At 64.4% G+C, this 16,906-nt stretch carries 19 protein-coding genes; 10 read left to right on the top strand and 9 right to left on the bottom strand.

All coding sequences use genetic code 11. The annotated features are described in order from the left end of the window. Nucleotides 1–29: 29 nt before the first annotated feature. Complete coding sequence (locus HDG32_RS04770; protein ID WP_184063830.1) at nt 30–428, bottom strand: hypothetical protein; 399 nt, start codon at nt 426–428, stop codon at nt 30–32. Nucleotides 429–700: 272 nt separating this feature from the next. Between HDG32_RS04770 and HDG32_RS04765 the strand changes: the two genes are divergently transcribed. Continuing rightward, on the top strand, nt 701–1,195 hold the full coding sequence (locus HDG32_RS04765; RefSeq protein WP_260335664.1) for a sulfotransferase: 495 nt from the start codon (nt 701–703) through the stop codon (nt 1,193–1,195). 86 nt (nt 1,196–1,281) lie between these two features. Here the strand turns inward: HDG32_RS04765 and HDG32_RS04760 are convergent, their stop codons facing one another. Next, on the bottom strand, nt 1,282–1,527 hold the full coding sequence (locus tag HDG32_RS04760; protein WP_184064178.1) for a hypothetical protein: 246 nt from the start codon (nt 1,525–1,527) through the stop codon (nt 1,282–1,284). A 247-nt stretch (nt 1,528–1,774) separates the two neighbouring features. Next, nucleotides 1,775–2,002 (bottom strand): DUF3820 family protein, encoded by a 228-nt coding sequence (locus tag HDG32_RS04755; RefSeq protein ID WP_184063826.1) that lies wholly within the window; start codon nt 2,000–2,002, stop codon nt 1,775–1,777. Nucleotides 2,003–2,170: 168 nt separating this feature from the next. Here HDG32_RS04755 and HDG32_RS04750 point away from each other — a divergent pair, with 168 nt between their 5' ends. Continuing rightward, on the top strand, nt 2,171–3,223 hold the full coding sequence (locus HDG32_RS04750) for an NADP(H)-dependent aldo-keto reductase (RefSeq protein ID WP_184029240.1): 1,053 nt from the start codon (nt 2,171–2,173) through the stop codon (nt 3,221–3,223). Between the two features lie 95 nt (nt 3,224–3,318). Here the strand turns inward: HDG32_RS04750 and HDG32_RS04745 are convergent, their stop codons facing one another. After that, the gene (locus tag HDG32_RS04745; protein WP_184063823.1) at nt 3,319–4,743 is read right to left on the bottom strand and encodes a M20 family metallopeptidase; all 1,425 of its coding nucleotides are present in this window, start codon (nt 4,741–4,743) and stop codon (nt 3,319–3,321) included. 255 nt (nt 4,744–4,998) lie between these two features. Here HDG32_RS04745 and HDG32_RS04740 point away from each other — a divergent pair, with 255 nt between their 5' ends. Together HDG32_RS04740 and HDG32_RS04735 are read left to right on the top strand one after the other, a co-directional pair. Beyond that, entirely contained in the window at nt 4,999–5,982 is a 984-nt protein-coding gene (locus HDG32_RS04740; protein ID WP_184063820.1) for a LysR family transcriptional regulator, read from the top strand. Between the two features lie 280 nt (nt 5,983–6,262). Further along, on the top strand, nt 6,263–6,685 hold the full coding sequence (locus tag HDG32_RS04735) for a hypothetical protein (RefSeq protein ID WP_090804526.1): 423 nt from the start codon (nt 6,263–6,265) through the stop codon (nt 6,683–6,685). Nucleotides 6,686–6,777: 92 nt separating this feature from the next. Here the strand turns inward: HDG32_RS04735 and HDG32_RS04730 are convergent, their stop codons facing one another. Together HDG32_RS04730 and nodI are read right to left on the bottom strand one after the other, a co-directional pair. Next, nucleotides 6,778–7,605, bottom strand: a complete 828-nt coding sequence (locus HDG32_RS04730; RefSeq protein ID WP_184063817.1) for an ABC transporter permease — start codon at nt 7,603–7,605, stop codon at nt 6,778–6,780. 19 nt (nt 7,606–7,624) lie between these two features. Continuing rightward, complete coding sequence (nodI, locus tag HDG32_RS04725; RefSeq protein ID WP_184063813.1) at nt 7,625–8,539, bottom strand: nodulation factor ABC transporter ATP-binding protein NodI; 915 nt, start codon at nt 8,537–8,539, stop codon at nt 7,625–7,627. Nucleotides 8,540–8,960: 421 nt separating this feature from the next. Here nodI and HDG32_RS04720 point away from each other — a divergent pair, with 421 nt between their 5' ends. Further along, nucleotides 8,961–9,428 (top strand): universal stress protein, encoded by a 468-nt coding sequence (locus HDG32_RS04720; protein ID WP_018418191.1) that lies wholly within the window; start codon nt 8,961–8,963, stop codon nt 9,426–9,428. 118 nt (nt 9,429–9,546) lie between these two features. Here the strand turns inward: HDG32_RS04720 and HDG32_RS04715 are convergent, their stop codons facing one another. The 3 genes from HDG32_RS04715 to lexA form a co-directional block, all read right to left on the bottom strand. After that, nucleotides 9,547–10,164: a DUF2939 domain-containing protein gene (locus tag HDG32_RS04715; protein WP_184063810.1), complete on the bottom strand. Its 618-nt coding sequence runs from the start codon at nt 10,162–10,164 to the stop codon at nt 9,547–9,549. A 119-nt stretch (nt 10,165–10,283) separates the two neighbouring features. Then, the gene (locus tag HDG32_RS04710) at nt 10,284–10,628 is read right to left on the bottom strand and encodes a hypothetical protein (RefSeq protein WP_018418189.1); all 345 of its coding nucleotides are present in this window, start codon (nt 10,626–10,628) and stop codon (nt 10,284–10,286) included. Between the two features lie 102 nt (nt 10,629–10,730). Next, a complete protein-coding gene (lexA, locus tag HDG32_RS04705) occupies nt 10,731–11,381 on the bottom strand; it encodes a transcriptional repressor LexA (protein WP_184029221.1) in 651 nt (216 codons plus the stop codon). Nucleotides 11,382–11,692: 311 nt separating this feature from the next. Between lexA and HDG32_RS04700 the strand changes: the two genes are divergently transcribed. The 5 genes from HDG32_RS04700 to HDG32_RS04680 all read left to right on the top strand — a co-directional run bounded on the left by HDG32_RS04700 (nt 11,693) and on the right by HDG32_RS04680 (nt 16,902). After that, the gene (locus HDG32_RS04700) at nt 11,693–12,739 is read left to right on the top strand and encodes a sulfate ABC transporter substrate-binding protein (RefSeq protein WP_184063807.1); all 1,047 of its coding nucleotides are present in this window, start codon (nt 11,693–11,695) and stop codon (nt 12,737–12,739) included. A gap of 158 nt (nt 12,740–12,897) precedes the next feature. Further along, nucleotides 12,898–13,794, top strand: a complete 897-nt coding sequence (gene cysT, locus HDG32_RS04695; protein ID WP_184063804.1) for a sulfate ABC transporter permease subunit CysT — start codon at nt 12,898–12,900, stop codon at nt 13,792–13,794. Next, the gene (gene cysW, locus HDG32_RS04690) at nt 13,791–14,798 is read left to right on the top strand and encodes a sulfate ABC transporter permease subunit CysW (protein WP_184063801.1); all 1,008 of its coding nucleotides are present in this window, start codon (nt 13,791–13,793) and stop codon (nt 14,796–14,798) included. Before cysT ends, cysW begins: the two co-directional genes overlap by 4 nt. Continuing rightward, the gene (locus HDG32_RS04685) at nt 14,799–15,857 is read left to right on the top strand and encodes a sulfate/molybdate ABC transporter ATP-binding protein (protein ID WP_184063798.1); all 1,059 of its coding nucleotides are present in this window, start codon (nt 14,799–14,801) and stop codon (nt 15,855–15,857) included. It abuts the gene before it with no gap. Between the two features lie 118 nt (nt 15,858–15,975). After that, nucleotides 15,976–16,902 (top strand): CysB family HTH-type transcriptional regulator, encoded by a 927-nt coding sequence (locus HDG32_RS04680; RefSeq protein ID WP_184063795.1) that lies wholly within the window; start codon nt 15,976–15,978, stop codon nt 16,900–16,902. Nucleotides 16,903–16,906: the final 4 nt, after the last annotated feature.

Raw genomic sequence — 16,906 nt, 5'->3', positions numbered from 1 at the left:
GGGCACCGGTTCGTCAATGCGTCAATGCCTTAATGTCCATGTCCCCCCATCCCGCCGCCACTGCTCCACGAGCTGCCGCCGCCGTGCATGCCGCCGTATCCGCCACCATGCCATCCGCCGTCCCCGCCGTCCCCGCCGTCGCCGCCATGCCCGCCATGCCCGCCATGCCCGCCATGCCCGCCGTGCCCGCCACCGCCATGCCATCCGCCGTGCCCGTGCCAATACCCATGTCGGTAATAGCAGCACGACCCTCCGAAACCGCCATAGATACCAACCGAGCCGTACGCCGGTCCGTAGTAAGGCGGTCCATACGCGTAGGGATAGTAGGGTTGCGCATAGCCGTAGTCCGCTGGCGGCGCGACGACGCATCCAGTGATGCTCGCTGCCGCGGCCGCTAGCAGCGTCATCGATGCAATGAGCCTGGTCACGATTTTCTCCTTCACGTAAACCTCAGAAAAACCGCGCGCAACGGAGTTCAGCCGCGTTTGTGTCCGAGCGTTACCGGCGCCGGCGCGGCGGTGCGCGCTCGGGGCTTCGACCACGCGAGCCGTTGCCGCGACGCTCGACCGTTTCGCCAATCTTCTCGCGTATTACCGGGCGGCGTTGCGGTAACACTTCGTTAGCGATCTGATACGTTACTGAAGGGCGTGGCTGCTAACTTCCATCGGACGATTCGTCGTTTAAGTCGGAAGCGATTCGCTTGCCCGCCCCGTTCGATCATCTGCTCAAAGGCAACGTGCTGTATCGCCAGGGCATGCGCGACAACGAGCCGGAATCGCTTGGCCCGCTCGCGCGCTTTGCCGACAAATACCCGTTCAACTTCATCAACGTCGGCCTCATTGATCTCGCGCTGCCGAACGCGCGCATCGATCATGGCCGCCGCTCGCGATTACAGACCTGTCTATCGATTTTCTCGCGCATTTTTCACGACGTGGCGTTCGGCTGCCACCTCGGCGAGCTGGGCCGCTGTCAGCGCGCGTACGATGCGTTGATAACGCACTGGCGGCGCGTTCTACACGCGGGCGTGATGATCGAGATCGAGCACGAGGAGCTGGTCGACGCTTGCGAAGCGAACGTGCGTCGCATGCTCGCGCATTGCGGGCTCGAGTGGGACGAACGTTGCCTTGCATTTCGCGAGACGATGCGGCGTGTCAGTACCGCGAGTTCCGCACAGATGCGCCGACCGTTGTATTGAACGTCGATGCGGCGCTGGCAGCCGCGAGGCGAATTGCGTGAACCGCTATGGGAAGGTCTCGGACCCCACCTGACGGCGGCCGACGCTCAACGCGCGATCGCCGATACGTGATGCAGCCACGGGTACACGCCGGCAATGAACGCCGCGTAGATCACGGCCATCGTTACGCCGGCGGCCGTGCCCCAGATGTCGCGCGAGACCGCGCCCTGGCGAAAATGCACAGGCAGTCCGACCACGACGTAGCCGATCACGAAGAACAGGATGACCGCGCGCACCGGCGACAGATCGTGGCCGATGAATTCGAGCAACGCCGACAGGTTGAATTGCGACATGGACATGCAGGGAGTCACGAAGGCGGGGGATCGCACGACGCCGGAACACATCGAAATTGTTCAGCGAATGACGACTGATCCGCTTCACTCCCGACGTTTCACAGCGCGACGACCTATGGCGATTAAAGGCCACGCAAACGCGATCCGCAAGAAAAAACCTGTATGAATTTGTACTGTCCTACATTGCTTGCAGTTTGCCTGCGCCGCGACTTTCAGCCGGCCTGGCAACGCTTTCACGGCCACGGTCTCAACGCTCCAGGGGCTTCGGTTTGCGCAAGGGGGCGAGCAGCGGTCTCAAGCCGTTGTGATCGATCTCGTGCATCAACGCGAGCAGACGGCCAATCTCGCCGGGCGGAAAGCCCTGGCTCGCGAACCAGTTCAGATAGTGGCCGGGCAGGTCGGCGATCACGCGGCCTTTATATTTCCCGTAGGGCATCACGCGCGTGACCAGCAATTCGAGGTGTTCGTGATTCATGGCAACGAAGTCATGATGAAACGCGCATCGAGAGCGCAAAGCGCGCAACGCGCAAGCACCCGGCGGCGCGCTGCAACGCATGGCCCCGCATTCTAGCCGTGCTGCAGGTAATGCGTCGGCGTGGTAACGTCTGCGCTTTCCGCTCACCTCTTCAACAGGACAAGTTTGATGGAATACCGCAGACTCGGCGACTCCGACGTGCAGGTTAGCCTGATTGGTCTCGGCACGATGACGTGGGGCGAGCAGAACACCGAGCAGGAAGCGCACGCGCAGATCGACTACGCGCTCGATCACGGTGTGAACCTGATCGACACCGCGGAAATGTATCCGGTGCCGCCGCGCGCCGAAACGCAAGGCTCGACGGAGCGCTACATCGGCACGTGGCTCGCGCAGCACAAGAGCGCGCGCGAGAAGATCGTGCTCGCCACCAAGATCGCGGGCCCCGCGCGTCAGCCGCACAATCCGCGTCATATTCGCGGCGAGGGCAACCAGTTCGATCGCAAGAACCTGACCGAGGCGCTCAACGACAGCCTCGAACGTCTGCAAACGGACTACGTCGATCTGTATCAGCTGCACTGGCCCGATCGCAGCACGATGACGTTCGGCCGTCCGTCGTATCCGTGGGTCGACGACGCGTACACGGTGCCGATCGAGGAAACGCTGACGGTACTCGCCGAATTCGTGAAGGCTGGCAAGGTGCGCCATATCGGCGTGTCGAACGAAACGCCGTGGGGCGTCGCGCAGTTTCTGCGCGCGGCCGAAAGACTCGGCTTGCCGCGCATCGTCAGCATCCAGAATCCGTACAGCCTGTTGAACCGCACGTACGAAGTGGGTCTGTCCGAGTACGCGCATCGCGACAACATCGGTCTGCTCGCGTATTCACCGCTCGCGTTCGGCTGGCTGTCGGGCAAGTACGAAGGCGGCGCGCGTCCTGCCGGCGCGCGCATCACGCTGTTCGAGCGCTTCCAGCGCTATAGCAAGCCGCAAGCCGTGCAGGCGACCACGCGTTACGTCGAGCTCGCGAAGCGCCACGGCATGACCCCCGCGCAATTCGCGCTCGCGTTCGTCAATAGCCGGCCGTTCGTGACCAGCAATCTGATCGGCGCGACCTCGCTCGAACAATTGAAGGAAAACATCGCCAGCGCGGACGTGAAGCTGTCGCCGGAAGTGCTGGCGGAAATCGACAGGCTGCACGAGCTGCAGCCGAATCCGGCGCCTTGATGTCGAGGTAAGCGCGACGCGCTTGCCGCGGTGGCCCCGGTCGATTGCCGGGGCGGCCGCGGAAGGCGCAGCGAATCACTCGGCGTCGGCCGAACTCAACCCGCGGCCTTTGCCGTGTCCACCGTCTCGCGCTTCGCCGCAAGCGGCGAATTCTCGCCGAGATCCCAGAACAGTCCCGCCATCATCTGCAGGCCCTCGCGCACCACCGGAGCCAGAAGGTGCTCGTTCGGCGCATGCTGCGAGCAGGCCGGATAAGAATGCGGCACCCAGATCGTCGGCAGACCGAGCGTGTCGGCGAATACCTCGTTCGGCAGCGTGCCGCCGAGATTCGGCAGCAGCGCGGTCTTCTTGCCGGTGGTCGCTTCGAGCGACGCGATCGCCCACGTGACCCACGGATCGTCGGGATCCAGCCGCGTGGCTGGCGCGCCGCGTTCGACGTCGATTTCGACCAGCTGAAAACCGTGCGCATCGAGATGCGCGCGCAGGTGCTCGCCGAGGTTTTCCCAATCGGTGCCGACCACGAAACGCAACTGGCAGACCGCGAACGCCGACGGCGGAATCGCGTTGACCGGGTTCTCCGGATTGCCCGCCTTGAAGGCCAGCACTTCGAAGCTGTTCCAGCCGAACACGCGCTCGGGCGCGGTAAGACCCGGCTCGCCCCAGTTGTCATCGACGGTGGGGTCGCCCGGACCGTTGCCCACCGTGATGTCGGCAAGTGCGCGGCGCACGGCCTCGGGGATCGGCGGCGGACGCAGGCCGTCGACTGCGATCACGCCGCGCGCATCGACGAGACTCGCGAGCGCGTTGGCGAGCACCGTCGCCGGATTGCGCAGCAAGCCGCCCCAGTTGCCCGAGTGATGCGCGCCGTCGCGCAGGTTCAGCGACAGCCTGAAATTGACCGCGCCGCGCGAGCCGAGAAACACGGTCGGACGACGCGCTGCGAGACGCGGACCGTCGGAGGCGATCAGCACGTCGGCGGCGAGTTCGTCGCGATGCGCATGGCAGATCGCGTCGAGCCCCGGTGAGCCGGTTTCCTCACCCATCTCGATCAACAGCTTCGTGTTGAAGCCGAGTTTGCCGTCGCGCGCGGCGAGCGTGCTCGCGAGCGCGGCGAGGTTGATCGAGTGCTGGCCTTTGTTGTCGGCGGTGCCGCGACCGAACCAGCGCTCGCCTTCCACGGTCACCGCCCACGGCGTCAGCGGCGCGCGCCACTGGCTATCGTAGCCGCGCACGACGTCGCCGTGGCCGTAGATCAGCACGGTCGGCAGATGATCGCCTTCGTGACGGTTGGCGATAAGGAACGCACCGAAGCCATCGACCGGGTTATCGACGATGCGCGTGCTGAAGCCGAGGCGCTCCGCTTCGGGCTGGATTTCGTCGGTCAGATAGGACAGCAGCAGTGCGCCGCGATCGCTTTCCTGGCTTTCGGTGCGAAAACCGACGCGGCGGTTCAGATCGGCGAGAAAAGCGCCGGATTCGAAGTGCCGGGTGGCAAGCTCGATGGCCTGGTTGCGGCTCATGTCGATGTCTCCGATGCGGGGGATGGGTGAAGGGGCGGAGGGCCGCGAGGCTCGATGGCTCGATGCTCGGCGCGGCGTTCAGGCGAATCGTCTGCAACGTGATTGCGACCGATTCTAGAAGCGCGCCATTTTTGTCACAATGATCATGTTTCGAAGCTTGCCTTGCCGGAAAAGCAAAGCGTCGCGCGTCGGCTCGAACCGCGGCACCCGCCCACCCATGGCACCGTTGCAACTGATTCGATCGAGGCGTCCAGGATGGCACGTTCACTGCATGGCATCGCGTTGCGTTATTTCGTCGAAGTCGCGCGCAGCGGCTCGCTGAGCGACGCGTCCGAGCGGCTGCACGTCGCGGTATCGGCGATCAGCCGGCAAATCGTGCGGCTCGAAAGCGAACTCGGCGTGACGCTGTTCGAGCGGCGTCCGCGCGGCATGACGCTGTCCGAGGCCGGTGAGCGGCTGCTGGCGTACGCGCAACGCAGCCTGCTCGAAGCCGAGCACGTGATGAAAGAGATTAGCGGCCTCGCGAGCTTGCACGGCAGCCGGATCAAGATCGCGACCGCCGAGGGCTTTGCGGTCGACTTCCTGCCCGCCGCGATTGCGGATTTCCGCGCCGAGCACCCCGGCATCGATTTCACGCTGACCGTGATGTCGCCGGCCGACGCCACTCGCCACGTGCGCGACGGCGACGTCGATATCGCGCTGTCGTTCAGCCTCGCGCCGGAGAAGGGTGTGAAGGTCGAGCACACCGAACGCGCGCCGGTGTTCGTGCTGCTGCGCGCCGATCATCCCCTTGCGGCGCGCGCGAAACTGTCGCTCGCCGAGGTGAGTCGCTATCCGCTCGTGTTGTCGGAGACGGGCACCACGATTCGCCAGTTGATCGACATCACGTGCGCGCTCGAAGGCATCCTCCTCGAGCCGGACCTGATCTGCAACAACAGCGGCGCGAGTTATCGCTACGCGCAGCGGTCCGGCGCGATCATGTTCACGGGGCTGCTGTCGGTGCGCGACCGCTATGCCGACGACGGCTTCGTCGTGATTCCGCTCACCGACCCGCAGATGCGCCAGCGCAGCATCCAGGTGCAGACGATGGCGAGGCGCGAGTTGCCCCCGTCGGTGCGCACGTTTCGCGACCATCTGATCGCGCGGATCGCGGATGCGAAGCCGGTCGGGGCGCAGGCGTCGAAGGTCGCCGGTGGACGCGGTAAACGTACGCCGCGGCGCCCGCGAGCCGATGCATGAAATGCGACACATGCCCCGCACTAAGCGGCAAATGTTCTCCCGGAATCCGAATCACGACCTAAACTGTGGTGGACGGCAAGGACGGCCCTGAGAAAACGACCCTGATGGTGCGCGCCACGATCAGGGGAAACGCGGAACAATGACAGTCGAACCGCGGACCTGCCGCCCAGCCCGCGATGCTGCAATGCACACAAGCGGCAATAGATGGACCCAAATAGAAACGCGGCGCGTCGTCCCGATGGCGCGTTGCCCACGACAGAGCGATAGGACCAACACAGCCATGGCGCAACAGAAAACCAATCCAAAACTCGAGCAGGCTCTCACGCGCGGTGATCTCGCGATCCGTCAGGCAAACTCGGCGCGGGCGACCGCCTTGTTGCGTGCGCTCGCCAAGATGATCGTCGATGCCTCGGCGACCATCGGCGTGGAAGCCTTCACGCTGATTCACGACGGCGACAAGATCTACGATCCCGCCGATGGTCTATGGCCACAGGCGCTGCTGATTTCGCTCGACGGTCCGGTCGAGGACGCCGATCCCGACGAATTGCGCACGGTGCGGCTGATCGCGGATGATCCGGTCACCGTGTTCCGGGTGGAATGGCAGCGCGCCGATGGCAAGATCGGGCGTCACGAGGGCGGCCCGTTCGCGACGGTCGCGTTCATCTCCGACGTCGATATTCCGTGGACCGATGACGAGGACTGAGCGCGCGCAACGATAGCAAACACGCCGTGCGACGACCGACGCGGCGTCGTCTTGCGCGGGTGCAGGCGCGACGCGCCGCCCGCGCGTTCGGCTTACTTCATCATGCGACGCCGAAGCAGGATCGCCGACACGATGAAGCCGCCGACCGCATAAGCGGCCAGCACGCTCACATGGAGCGCCGCGTGCTCCATCGGCCGACCGAGCATCGCCGGGCGCATCAGATCGACCGCATTGGCGAGGGGCAGCGCGGCAGTCACCGCTTGCGCGGCGCCGGGCAGTTGCGAGATCGGGAAGAACACGCCGGAGAGCAGCAGCATCGGCGTGAGCACGAGCGTCTGATAGAACATGAAAAAGTCGTATGACGGCGCGAGCGCCGTCACGATCATCGCGAGGCTCGCGAACGCGAGACCGGCCAGCACGATGACCGGCAGCGCGAGCAGCATCGACGGAAAACTCGCATAGCCGAGCGCGCCCGCCACCAGCATGATCGCCACACCCGACAACACCGATTTGCTGGCGGCCCACACCACCTCGCCGAGCACGATATCGCCGAGCGTGAGCGGCGTATGCATGATCGCTTCCCACGTGCGCTGCACGTGCATGCGCGAAAAGCCTGAATACATCGACTCGAAGCTCGCCGACATCATCACGCTCGACGGCACCGTGCCCGCCGCGAGGAACGAGATATACGACACGCCGTCGACGTGCCCGACCATCAGCCCGAGCCCGAGGCCGAGACCGAACAGATAGATCATCGGATCGGCGAAGTTGGCGAACATCGACGCGATCGCGAGCTTTTTCCACACCAGGTAATTGCGGCGCCACACCGCGATCCAGTTCGTGGCATTGGCGGGGAAGGCACCGAACGGTTCCTGCGCCGATGGCGTGCCGTCGTGGGTTTCGTAAGTACGTGCGTCCATCAAGTGTCTCGCTATGGGTTCAGTCCTGCATTTCGCGACCGGTGAGCCGCAGAAACACATCCTCGAGATTCGCCGGCCGATGCAGATAGCGCAAATCGGCGCGCTGCTTGAGGCGCATATGCACGGGCTGCGCGTCGTTCACATAACAGAACAGTGTCTCGCCGCTGATCTCGGTGCGCTCGGCGAGCGGCGCGAGTTCGTCGCGCAACGCAAACGGATCGGGGCCGTAGATCTCGATCACGTCGCAGCCGATTTCGGACTCGATCAACTCGCGCGGCGCGCCTTCGGCGATCTTGCGGCCTTCCTCGATCACGCACAGGCGATGACAGAGCCGTTCGGCTTCTTCCATGAAGTGCGTGGTCAGCAGGATGGTCTTGCCGCGCGCGAGCAGCGAGCGCAGCCGCTCCCAGATCAGATGGCGCGCTTGCGGATCGAGACCGGTGGTCGGCTCGTCCATGATCAGCACGTCGGGATCGTTGATCAGCGCGCGCGCGAGCGTGAGGCGCCGCTTCATGCCGCCCGACAGTTCGCTCACGCGCGCGTCCGCCTTGTTCTCGAGGCGAGCGAATTCGAGCAGACCCGGCACCGCCGCGCGACACTGCGCGGCGCTCAGACCGAAGTAGCGGCCGAATACGAGCAGATTTTCGCGCACCGTGAAATCGGGATCGAGGTTGTCGAACTGCGGCACCACGCCGACGCGCGAGCGCGCGAGGCGCGCGCGGCCCGGGATCGGCTCGTCGCACAGCCGGATCGCGCCGGCGTCGGGCGCCGCAATGCCGAGCAGCATGCGCAATGTCGTGGTCTTACCGGCGCCGTTGGGGCCGAGCAGCCCGAAGCATTCGCCGGTGTTCACATGAAACGACAATCCGTCGACGACCGTTTTTTCGCCGTAGCTTTTCCTGACCTGATGGAATTCGATGGGGGCGGTGGGCATGGCTCGAGCAAGGCTCCGGAAGAAGATACAACGTACGCGCAAGACACACAACATACCTGCGATGCACGCATTGCGCACGCGAAGCCGCTTACTCCAGGTATCGGATCGCTGATGCGAGCGGGTGTCCGGGAACGCGTCGTGCGTGGGGTGCGATGCGCTCGTCGGTGTCGATTGGCGCCGCTGATTGGCGGTGGCACGACTGGCACGTCAACCGGCCCGCAGTGTGTCGACGCAGCGTTCGCAAACGAAATTTTGCATTGCGGCATCTGTGTGCAAACGCTGCGTCGGGTCGCCCAACGCTTGTGCAGACTGGATCGGCATGCACCGAGTATGCACTTAGCGTTTTCCATCCCTTGCAAGCCGAATTGCGGCGCACCATGATTGATTCAGACCGCGCTTTCCGCGCGAATGGAGAAAACAGATGGCGAGCTACCAGAAAATCCTGTTGTGCTACGACGGCTCGCGCGAAGGCCGCAAAGCCCTGCGTTGCGGTGCCGATCTGGCGTTGGAACTGAAGGCGGAAACGCATCTGCTGTCGGTCGTCGACATGCGTTCGAGCATCGCGCAGAGCGCGGGCCTGTTGACGGACGTCGCCTGCGGCAGCTTCGAAAAAACGGCCCGCGAGATTCTGCAGGAGGGCGTGAACTGGCTGACCGAGCGAGGCGTGAGCGCGCAAGGGCATTTCGCATTCGGTCATCCGATCGACGAGATCGCCAATCTTGCCAACGAGTTGCAGGTCGACCTCGTGGTGGTGGGTCATCGCTGCCGGACCGGTTTGTCGCGGTGGTGGATGGGGGCGGGCAACACGCCGCTGCTCGACCGCGTGTCGTGCAGCATTCTGGTGGCGTGCTCGTCCGCGCAGGAGCAGCAGCAGGCGGCTGCGGCGTAATGGGCTAGTGAGGGACGCGAAGCCGCGCGCCCCGTCATCTAGCCCAGAGGTGAATAGACCCTGTCGCGTGGCCGGCCCCGATGGCCAGCCACGCATCCCATCCGGCCAGGCTTCAATCTCACTCGTTCAGATTGATCGCCGCGAGCTTCCACGTGACCAGACCTTCGCGACGAAAGATTGCCGAATAATTCGCGTTACCTTCGCCACGCCGGTACGTAATGACAAACTCGTTGAGACTGCGATAGCCGGCCGTGCTTTGACGCCCGGGCGGCGGGGCGCTTGCCTGCGTGGTGGTGTCGCCCGCGGCTGGTGCGGCCGGCGCTTCGCCGCCCGCGGCTGGCGGCGCGGACGGTTGCTCGCCCGGCGTGCCACGCGGCGGCATGCCGTTCAGCAGCGCTGCGACGCCGTCGGGTGTCGCATAGGCATCGACGAGCGGGCCGATCAGCGTCACGCCGATCACCGCGCCGATCGTGGCCATCTTGTTGCCGGCATCCGCCTCGAGCCGGCGTGTCAGCATGGCGCCCACCTGTTGCTTCAGGCTATCGCGTAGCGCGGGAAAGTCCACATACTGATTGACGGTTTGCACGTCACGCGCATCGGCGGCGCGTTTGAGATTGTTCACCGCGAGATACGGTGACGCATAAATAAAGCCCAGCGCGGCAATCACGATCACCACGATCAGCGTGATCAGCAGCGGCCGGGTGGCGCTGCCCTGTGTGCGTTTCCGAATTGTCATCGAATGGGACTCCACGTCAGTGATGATCTAACGTCGACCACGGCGAGGTCGAAACGATCCCATCCCACGCGAATCTCTGAACATCCGAAGTGCTTGTTGCATGCGTACTCAGGATTCGCTCAGGCTTCGAACACCGCGCCGTGCACGTTGGCTTCGTCGGCTATGCAACGATCGATCATACGGCATACAGCGTCGACCGTGCCGACCATGATCAGTCGCGACGGTCCATGATAGACCCGCACCGGCGCGCGACGCGCGGGCTCGGCGATGTTCAGCGCCGAATTCAGCGACACGCGCGCGAACGCCGGCAACGACGACGGCAGACCGGAAGCTTCGGCAGTCGCGTCGAACAGCGACGGCGTGCGCGCAGCGGGCGCCTCGATTAGCGCGCAGGGCGTGAGCTTGCGCAGATGGCGCAGACGGCCGAACTGGCGAAAGGGCAACAGGCGGGCAAGGCGTTCCATGAGTCTCTCCAGGTAATTCGGCGTAGATGCGGGCGTAGATGCGGGCGTAAATGCGGCTTGGGTTGGACAAACCGGCGCAAGCGTTCCGGCGACAGCGAAAGATCAGAACTCGCTGGGGCGGATCAGCCCGACCGCGATCCCTTCGAGCGCGAAATCGGCGCTGCCGGATTCCACGAAGATGTTGTCGTAATCGGGGTTTTCGGCGATCAGTTCGATGCCGTTCGGCCGGCGCTTCAGACGTTTGACCGTCACGTCGTCGCCAAGCCGCGCAATGATGATCTGGCCGTCCTTCGCTTCGGTGCGCTTTTGCACCGCGAGCAGGTCGCCGTCGAGAATGCCCGCGTCGCGCATCGACAGGCCGCGCACCTTCAGCAGGTAGTCGGGCTTGCTCGAGAACAGCGCCGGGTCACACGCGTAGTGCTGCGAGATATGTTCCTGCGCGAGGATCGGGCTACCCGCCGCGACCCGGCCGATCAGCGGCAACGACAACTGCATCAGGCCCGCATGCGGCAGGGTGAACTGGTACGGCGCGTCCTCCTGCCCGGACAGCAGGCGGATGCCGCGCGACGCGCCGGCCGCGAGTTCGATCACGCCCTTGCGCGCCAGCGCGCGCAGATGCTCTTCCGCGGAATTGGCCGAGCTGAACCCGAGTTCGGCGGCAATTTCCGCGCGAGTGGGCGGAAAGCCGGTGCGTTCGATCGCGCGGCGGATCAGATCGAAAACCTGCTGCTGTCGTGCGGTGAGTTTTGTCATGGCCACTGTATGTATGAACAGGTGACTGTATTTTTATACAGTATTCGGCGCATTTCAAGCTTTACTTTAAGTTCGGCGCAAGGGTCGCGCTGGGGCGTCGTTTGTCGGCGACATGACGGCGTTGTCGGCGTCCCAACCGCCGGCGCATCTGTCGTTACCACTTTTGAGCATTAAAAAATGAAGAAACATTATTTTTAATAATGAAAGCGCTTCGATAGACTGGCCTCCGGTTGGCGCTCATGGGCACGTGACCGCGACGCAGAACAACACCAGACGCTCATCAGCGGACCATCACGCGGAGAAAAATCGAAATGAACCATCGGCATATGGGGCTTGCGGCTCGAACCAGAAAACTGATCGCGGCGCTCGCCGTCGGCGCGGCGGGGGCGCTCGGCATGTTGGGCGCAAGCGGCGTCGCGCACGCCGACACCACGCTGTTGAACGTGTCCTACGATCCGACGCGCGAGCTGTATCAGGACATCAATCAGGCATTCGGCAAGGAATGGAAGGCCAGGACCGGCGAAGCCGTCACCTTCAGGCAGTCGCACGGCGGCTCGGGCGCGCAGGCTCGCTCGGTGCTCGACGGACTGCAGGCCGACGTCGTGACGCTTGCGCTCGCCTATGACATCGACGCGATCGCGAACAAGGGGCTCGTCGACAGGAACTGGCAAAAGCGTCTGCCGGACAACGCATCGCCGTACACGTCGACGATCGTGTTTCTGGTGCGCAAGGGCAACCCGAAGCACATCAAGGATTGGGACGATCTGGTGAAACCGGGCGTGTCGATCGTGACGCCGAATCCGAAGACCTCGGGCGGCGCGCGCTGGAATTATCTGGCCGCGTGGGCGTACGCCGAGCATCAACCGGGCGGCAACGACCAGAAGGCCAGGGAGTTCGTCGGCAAGCTGTACAGGAACGCCGGCGTGCTCGATTCGGGCGCGCGCGGCGCGACCACGAGCTTCGTGCAGCGCGGTATCGGCGACGTGCTGATCGCGTGGGAAAACGAGGCGTTCCTGTCGCTGAAGGAGTTTGGTCCGGACAGGTTCGAGATCGTGGTGCCGTCGGTGAGCATTCTGGCCGAGCCGCCGGTCGCGGTGGTCGACAAGGTCGTCGACAAACACGGCACGCGCAAGCTGGCCGAGGCATATCTGAACTTCCTGTATAGCGAGCAAGGTCAGGAGATCGCCGCGCGCAATTTCTATCGTCCGCGTTCCACCAAGGTGCCCGCCGATCTGACCGCGAAGTTTCCGAAGCTGAAGCTGTACACGATCGACGATTCGTTCGGCGGTTGGACCAACGCGCAGAAGACCCATTTCGCGGACGGCGGCGTGTTCGATTCGATTTATCAGCCGCAGTAACCACCGCCTGAATCACCGCCAGGGGAAAAAGGGCGCGCCCAATGGGCGCGCTTTCGGCTAACGGGGTCCGGTGGCCAGCGGTGCGGCAGGACCGCCGCAGTGCGGAACACGGCAAAACGAACAACCGCGCGAGCATCAACCATGAACGAGTATCCAGCATGACCATGTTGACCTTCCGCAAGCCGAGCGCATTGCCCGGTTTTGGCCTGACACTCGGCATCACGGTGGCTTATCTGAGCCTCGTGGTGCTGATTCCATTGGCGGCGACCTTTCTGAAAACCGCGACGCTCGACTGGGATCAGTTCGTGCGCGCGGTCACGTCGCCGCGTGTGCTCGCGTCGTATCGGCTGACGTTTTTCTCGGCGCTAGGCGGCGCACTGATCAACGCAGTGTTCGGCTTTCTCGTCGCGTGGGTGCTGGTGCGCTACACGTTTCCGTTCAAGCGTGTCGTCGATGCGGTCGTCGATCTGCCGTTCGCGTTGCCCACCTCGGTGGCGGGCATTTCGCTCGCGGCCGTGTATGCGGGCAACGGCTGGATCGGCCAGTTCCTCGCGCCGCTCGGCATCAAGATCGCGTTCACGCCGGCGGGCGCGCTGGTCGCGCTGACGTTCATCGGCCTGCCGTTCGTCGTGCGCACGGTGCAACCGGTGCTCGAGGAGTTCGAGCGCGAGCAGGAGGAGGCGGCCGCGTGTCTCGGCGCGTCGCGCTGGCTCACGTTTCGCCGCGTCGTGCTGCCGGCCGTGTTCCCGGCGCTGCTGACCGGCTTCGCGCTCGCCTTTGCGCGCGCGCTCGGCGAATACGGCTCGGTGATCTTCATCGCCGGCAATGTGCCGATGAAGTCGGAGATCACGTCGCTCCTGATCATCACGAAGCTCGAGCAATACGACTATGCGGGCGCGACGGCGCTCGCGGTCGTGATGCTGGTCGTGTCGTTCCTGATGCTGCTGTCGATCAACACGCTGCAGTGGTATCTGCAGCGGCGCACGAGCCGCGGCAATACGGGATCGGCGCCAGTGGCCACGAGCGTCGCCGCTATCGGTGGAGGTGTGCAATGAGCCGCGTTCCGACCCACCCGGCGAGCGTGGCGCGTCGCCCCGATCCGGTCAGCGAGCCGGCGGTCGTGCGCTGGCTGCTGATCGGCCTCGCACTGCTGTTTCTCGCGCTGTTTCTGGCCGTGCCGCTCGCCGCGGTGTTCTACCAGGCGCTGAACAAGGGGCTGCGTTTTTACTTCGAAGCGCTCGCCGATCCGGATGCGCTGTCGGCGATCAAACTGACGCTGCTCACCGCGGCGATCGCGGTGCCGCTGAACCTCGTGTTCGGCCTCGCGGCGTCGTGGTGTATCGCGAAGTTCGAATTCCGCGGCAAGGCGCTGCTGACCACGTTGATCGATCTGCCGTTTTCGGTGTCGCCGGTGATCTCCGGTCTGATCTACGTGCTGATGTTCGGCGCGCAGGGCTGGTTCGGCCCGTGGCTCGAAGATCACGACGTGCAGATCATCTTCGCGGTGCCGGGCATCGTGCTCGCGACGATCTTCGTCACGTTCCCGTTCGTCGCGCGCGAGCTGATTCCGCTGATGCAGGCGCAGGGCAACGACGAGGAAGAAGCCGCGCACGTGCTCGGCGCATCGGGCTGGCAGACGTTCCGTCGCGTCACGCTGCCGAACGTCAAGTGGGGTCTGCTGTACGGCGTGATTCTGTGCAATGCGCGCGCAATGGGCGAGTTCGGCGCGGTGTCGGTCGTGTCGGGCCATATTCGCGGGCAGACCGACACGATGCCGCTGCACGTCGAAATCCTCTACAACGAGTACAACTTCTCGGCCGCGTTCGCCGTGGCCTCGCTGCTCGCGCTGCTGGCGCTGGTTACGCTGGGGCTCAAGCTGTTGGCCGAGCGTCATATGTCGGCGGAACTGTCGGCGGCGCGCGAAGTGCCTGCGTATGCGGGGCCCGTGTCGCCTTCCGGCGCTTCGCAGCCCAATAGCGCGCAGTCCGCTTCTCATTCGTTTTTCGTCAACGCCACGCCTGCGTCGCAGCGACATCCGCTCAAGCAAGGAGAGCTGTAAATGGGTATCACCGTTCGTAACCTGCAAAAGCGCTTCGGCGATTTCGTCGCGCTCGACAACGTGTCGCTCGACTTTCCACCGGGCGAACTCGTCGCGCTGCTCGGGCCGTCGGGTTGCGGCAAGACGACGTTGCTGCGTGTGATCGCCGGCCTCGAATACGCGGACGGCGGCCGGGTCGAGCTGCAAGGCCAGGATGTCGCGGCGGTCGGCGCGCGTGAGCGCGAGGTCGGTTTCGTGTTCCAGCACTACGCGCTGTTCCGGCATATGACGGTGTTCGAAAACGTTGCGTTCGGGCTGCGCGTGAAGCCGCGCAAGGAACGTCCGTCGGAGAAGGTGATTCGTGAGAAGGTGCATGAGTTGCTGAAGCTCGTGCAGCTCGACTGGCTCGCGCAGCGCTATCCGTCGGAGCTGTCCGGCGGCCAGCGCCAGCGCATCGCGCTCGCACGTGCGTTGGCCGTGGAGCCGAAGGTGCTGTTGCTCGACGAGCCGTTCGGCGCGCTCGACGCGAAGGTGCGCAAGGAACTGCGCAGCTGGTTGCGTCGCCTGCACGACGATCTGCATATTTCGACGATCTTCGTCACGCACGATCAGGAAGAAGCGCTCGAAGTGGCGGACCGCATCGTCGTGCTCAATCGCGGGCATGTCGAGCAGGTCGGCAGCCCACAGGAGGTGTACGACCATCCGCAGACGCCGTTCGTCTACGAGTTTCTCGGCGCGGCGAACCGTCTGCACGGCAGCGTCGATGCGCAAGGCTTCGTCGTCGATGGCGCGGCGCTGCCGGTCGCGATCGCGGCGGATTTTAGGGGCCCGGCGTTCGCCTATGTGCGGCCGCACGATCTGCAGTTGTATCCGCAGGCGGCGGGGCATCGCGAGGGCATTGTCGTCGACGTGCGGCGCGTGGTGACGCTCGGCGGTTCGGTGCGCGTCGAGCTCGCCGGTCGCGAGGGCAATCTGCTCGAAGCCGAACTCGATCGCGAAACGTGGCGTGATCTGCAACTCGCGGTCGGCGACGGCGTGAGCGCGGTGCCGCGCGCGCTGCGGGTGTTTCCGGCGCAGTGAGATGGCGGCGCCGCTGTGCGGCCCTGTGGACAGGAGAGAACGTATCAGCCGTACCGCGTGGATCGCCTGGCATTTGCGGCTCCGATAACTCAACTCTGGCAGAACCGGAGACACAACGATGAATTTCCAGCAATTGCGCTTCGTGCGCGAAGCCGTGCGGCAGAACATGAACCTGACCGAAGTGGCGAACGTGCTCTACACGTCGCAGTCGGGCGTATCGAAGCAGATCAAGGATCTCGAGGACGAACTCGGGGTCGACATCTTCATCCGCCGCGGCAAGCGTCTGACCGGGCTCACCGAGCCGGGCAAGGCCGTGCATCAGTTGATCGAGCGGATGCTGCTCGATGCGGAGAATCTGCGCCGCGTCGCGCGTCAGTACGCGGATCAGGACAGCGGCCACCTCGTCGTCGCGACCACCCACACGCAGGCACGCTACGCATTGCCGAAGGTGATCCGGCAGTTCACGTCGGTGTTCCCGAAAGTGCATCTGGCGCTGCGCCAGGGCAGCCCGCAGCAGATCGCGCAGATGATCATCAACGGCGAGGCGGATATCGGCATCTCGACCGAGGCGCTCGACCGTTTTCCCGACATCGTCACGTTCCCGTGCTATTCGTGGCATCACGTCGTGGTGGTGCCGAAGGATCATCCGCTCGTCGGCCGAGCGAATCTGACGCTCGACGAGATCGCCGAATTTCCGATCGTCACCTACGACCAGGACTTCACCGGCCGCTCGCATATCGATCAGGCGTTCGCGAAAGTGGGTGCGTTGCCCGACGTCGTGCTGACCGCGATCGACGCCGACGTGATCAAGACCTACGTCGAACTCGGCATGGGCATCGGCGTGGTCGCGGCAATGGCCTACGACCCGAAGCGCGACAGCGAACTCGTCGCGCTCGACACGCAGCATCTGTTCGAGGCGAGCACGACGCGTGTCGGCTTGCGCAAGGGCGCGTTCCTGCGCGCGTACGCCTATCGGTTGATCGAGATGTTCGCGCCGCAGTTGAGCGAGGCAGACATCGCGGCGCAGTTGCGCGAGGCGGCTTAGGGTG

Source organism: Paraburkholderia sp. CI2 (assembly GCF_014201055.1).
In the GTDB taxonomy this organism is placed as follows: Bacteria; Pseudomonadota; Gammaproteobacteria; order Burkholderiales; family Burkholderiaceae; genus Paraburkholderia; species Paraburkholderia tuberum.
This window is presented reverse-complemented; position numbering and strand designations above follow the sequence as displayed.

What these genes read in the sequence shown, in the direction of transcription:
- HDG32_RS04760 (WP_184064178.1), bottom strand. Translation starts at nt 1,527, where the DNA reads ATGTCGCAATTCAACCTGTCGGCGTTGCTCGAATTCATCGGCCACGAT.
- HDG32_RS04755 (WP_184063826.1), bottom strand. Translation starts at nt 2,002, where the DNA reads ATGAATCACGAACACCTCGAATTGCTGGTCACGCGCGTGATGCCCTAC.
- HDG32_RS04750 (WP_184029240.1), top strand. Translation starts at nt 2,171, where the DNA reads ATGGAATACCGCAGACTCGGCGACTCCGACGTGCAGGTTAGCCTGATT.
- HDG32_RS04745 (WP_184063823.1), bottom strand. Translation starts at nt 4,743, where the DNA reads ATGAGCCGCAACCAGGCCATCGAGCTTGCCACCCGGCACTTCGAATCC.
- HDG32_RS04740 (WP_184063820.1), top strand. Translation starts at nt 4,999, where the DNA reads ATGGCACGTTCACTGCATGGCATCGCGTTGCGTTATTTCGTCGAAGTC.
- HDG32_RS04735 (WP_090804526.1), top strand. Translation starts at nt 6,263, where the DNA reads ATGGCGCAACAGAAAACCAATCCAAAACTCGAGCAGGCTCTCACGCGC.
- HDG32_RS04730 (WP_184063817.1), bottom strand. Translation starts at nt 7,605, where the DNA reads ATGGACGCACGTACTTACGAAACCCACGACGGCACGCCATCGGCGCAG.
- nodI (WP_184063813.1), bottom strand. Translation starts at nt 8,539, where the DNA reads ATGCCCACCGCCCCCATCGAATTCCATCAGGTCAGGAAAAGCTACGGC.
- HDG32_RS04720 (WP_018418191.1), top strand. Translation starts at nt 8,961, where the DNA reads ATGGCGAGCTACCAGAAAATCCTGTTGTGCTACGACGGCTCGCGCGAA.
- HDG32_RS04715 (WP_184063810.1), bottom strand. Translation starts at nt 10,164, where the DNA reads ATGACAATTCGGAAACGCACACAGGGCAGCGCCACCCGGCCGCTGCTG.
- HDG32_RS04710 (WP_018418189.1), bottom strand. Translation starts at nt 10,628, where the DNA reads ATGGAACGCCTTGCCCGCCTGTTGCCCTTTCGCCAGTTCGGCCGTCTG.
- lexA (WP_184029221.1), bottom strand. Translation starts at nt 11,381, where the DNA reads ATGACAAAACTCACCGCACGACAGCAGCAGGTTTTCGATCTGATCCGC.
- HDG32_RS04700 (WP_184063807.1), top strand. Translation starts at nt 11,693, where the DNA reads ATGAACCATCGGCATATGGGGCTTGCGGCTCGAACCAGAAAACTGATC.
- cysT (WP_184063804.1), top strand. Translation starts at nt 12,898, where the DNA reads ATGACCATGTTGACCTTCCGCAAGCCGAGCGCATTGCCCGGTTTTGGC.
- cysW (WP_184063801.1), top strand. Translation starts at nt 13,791, where the DNA reads ATGAGCCGCGTTCCGACCCACCCGGCGAGCGTGGCGCGTCGCCCCGAT.
- HDG32_RS04685 (WP_184063798.1), top strand. Translation starts at nt 14,799, where the DNA reads ATGGGTATCACCGTTCGTAACCTGCAAAAGCGCTTCGGCGATTTCGTC.
- HDG32_RS04680 (WP_184063795.1), top strand. Translation starts at nt 15,976, where the DNA reads ATGAATTTCCAGCAATTGCGCTTCGTGCGCGAAGCCGTGCGGCAGAAC.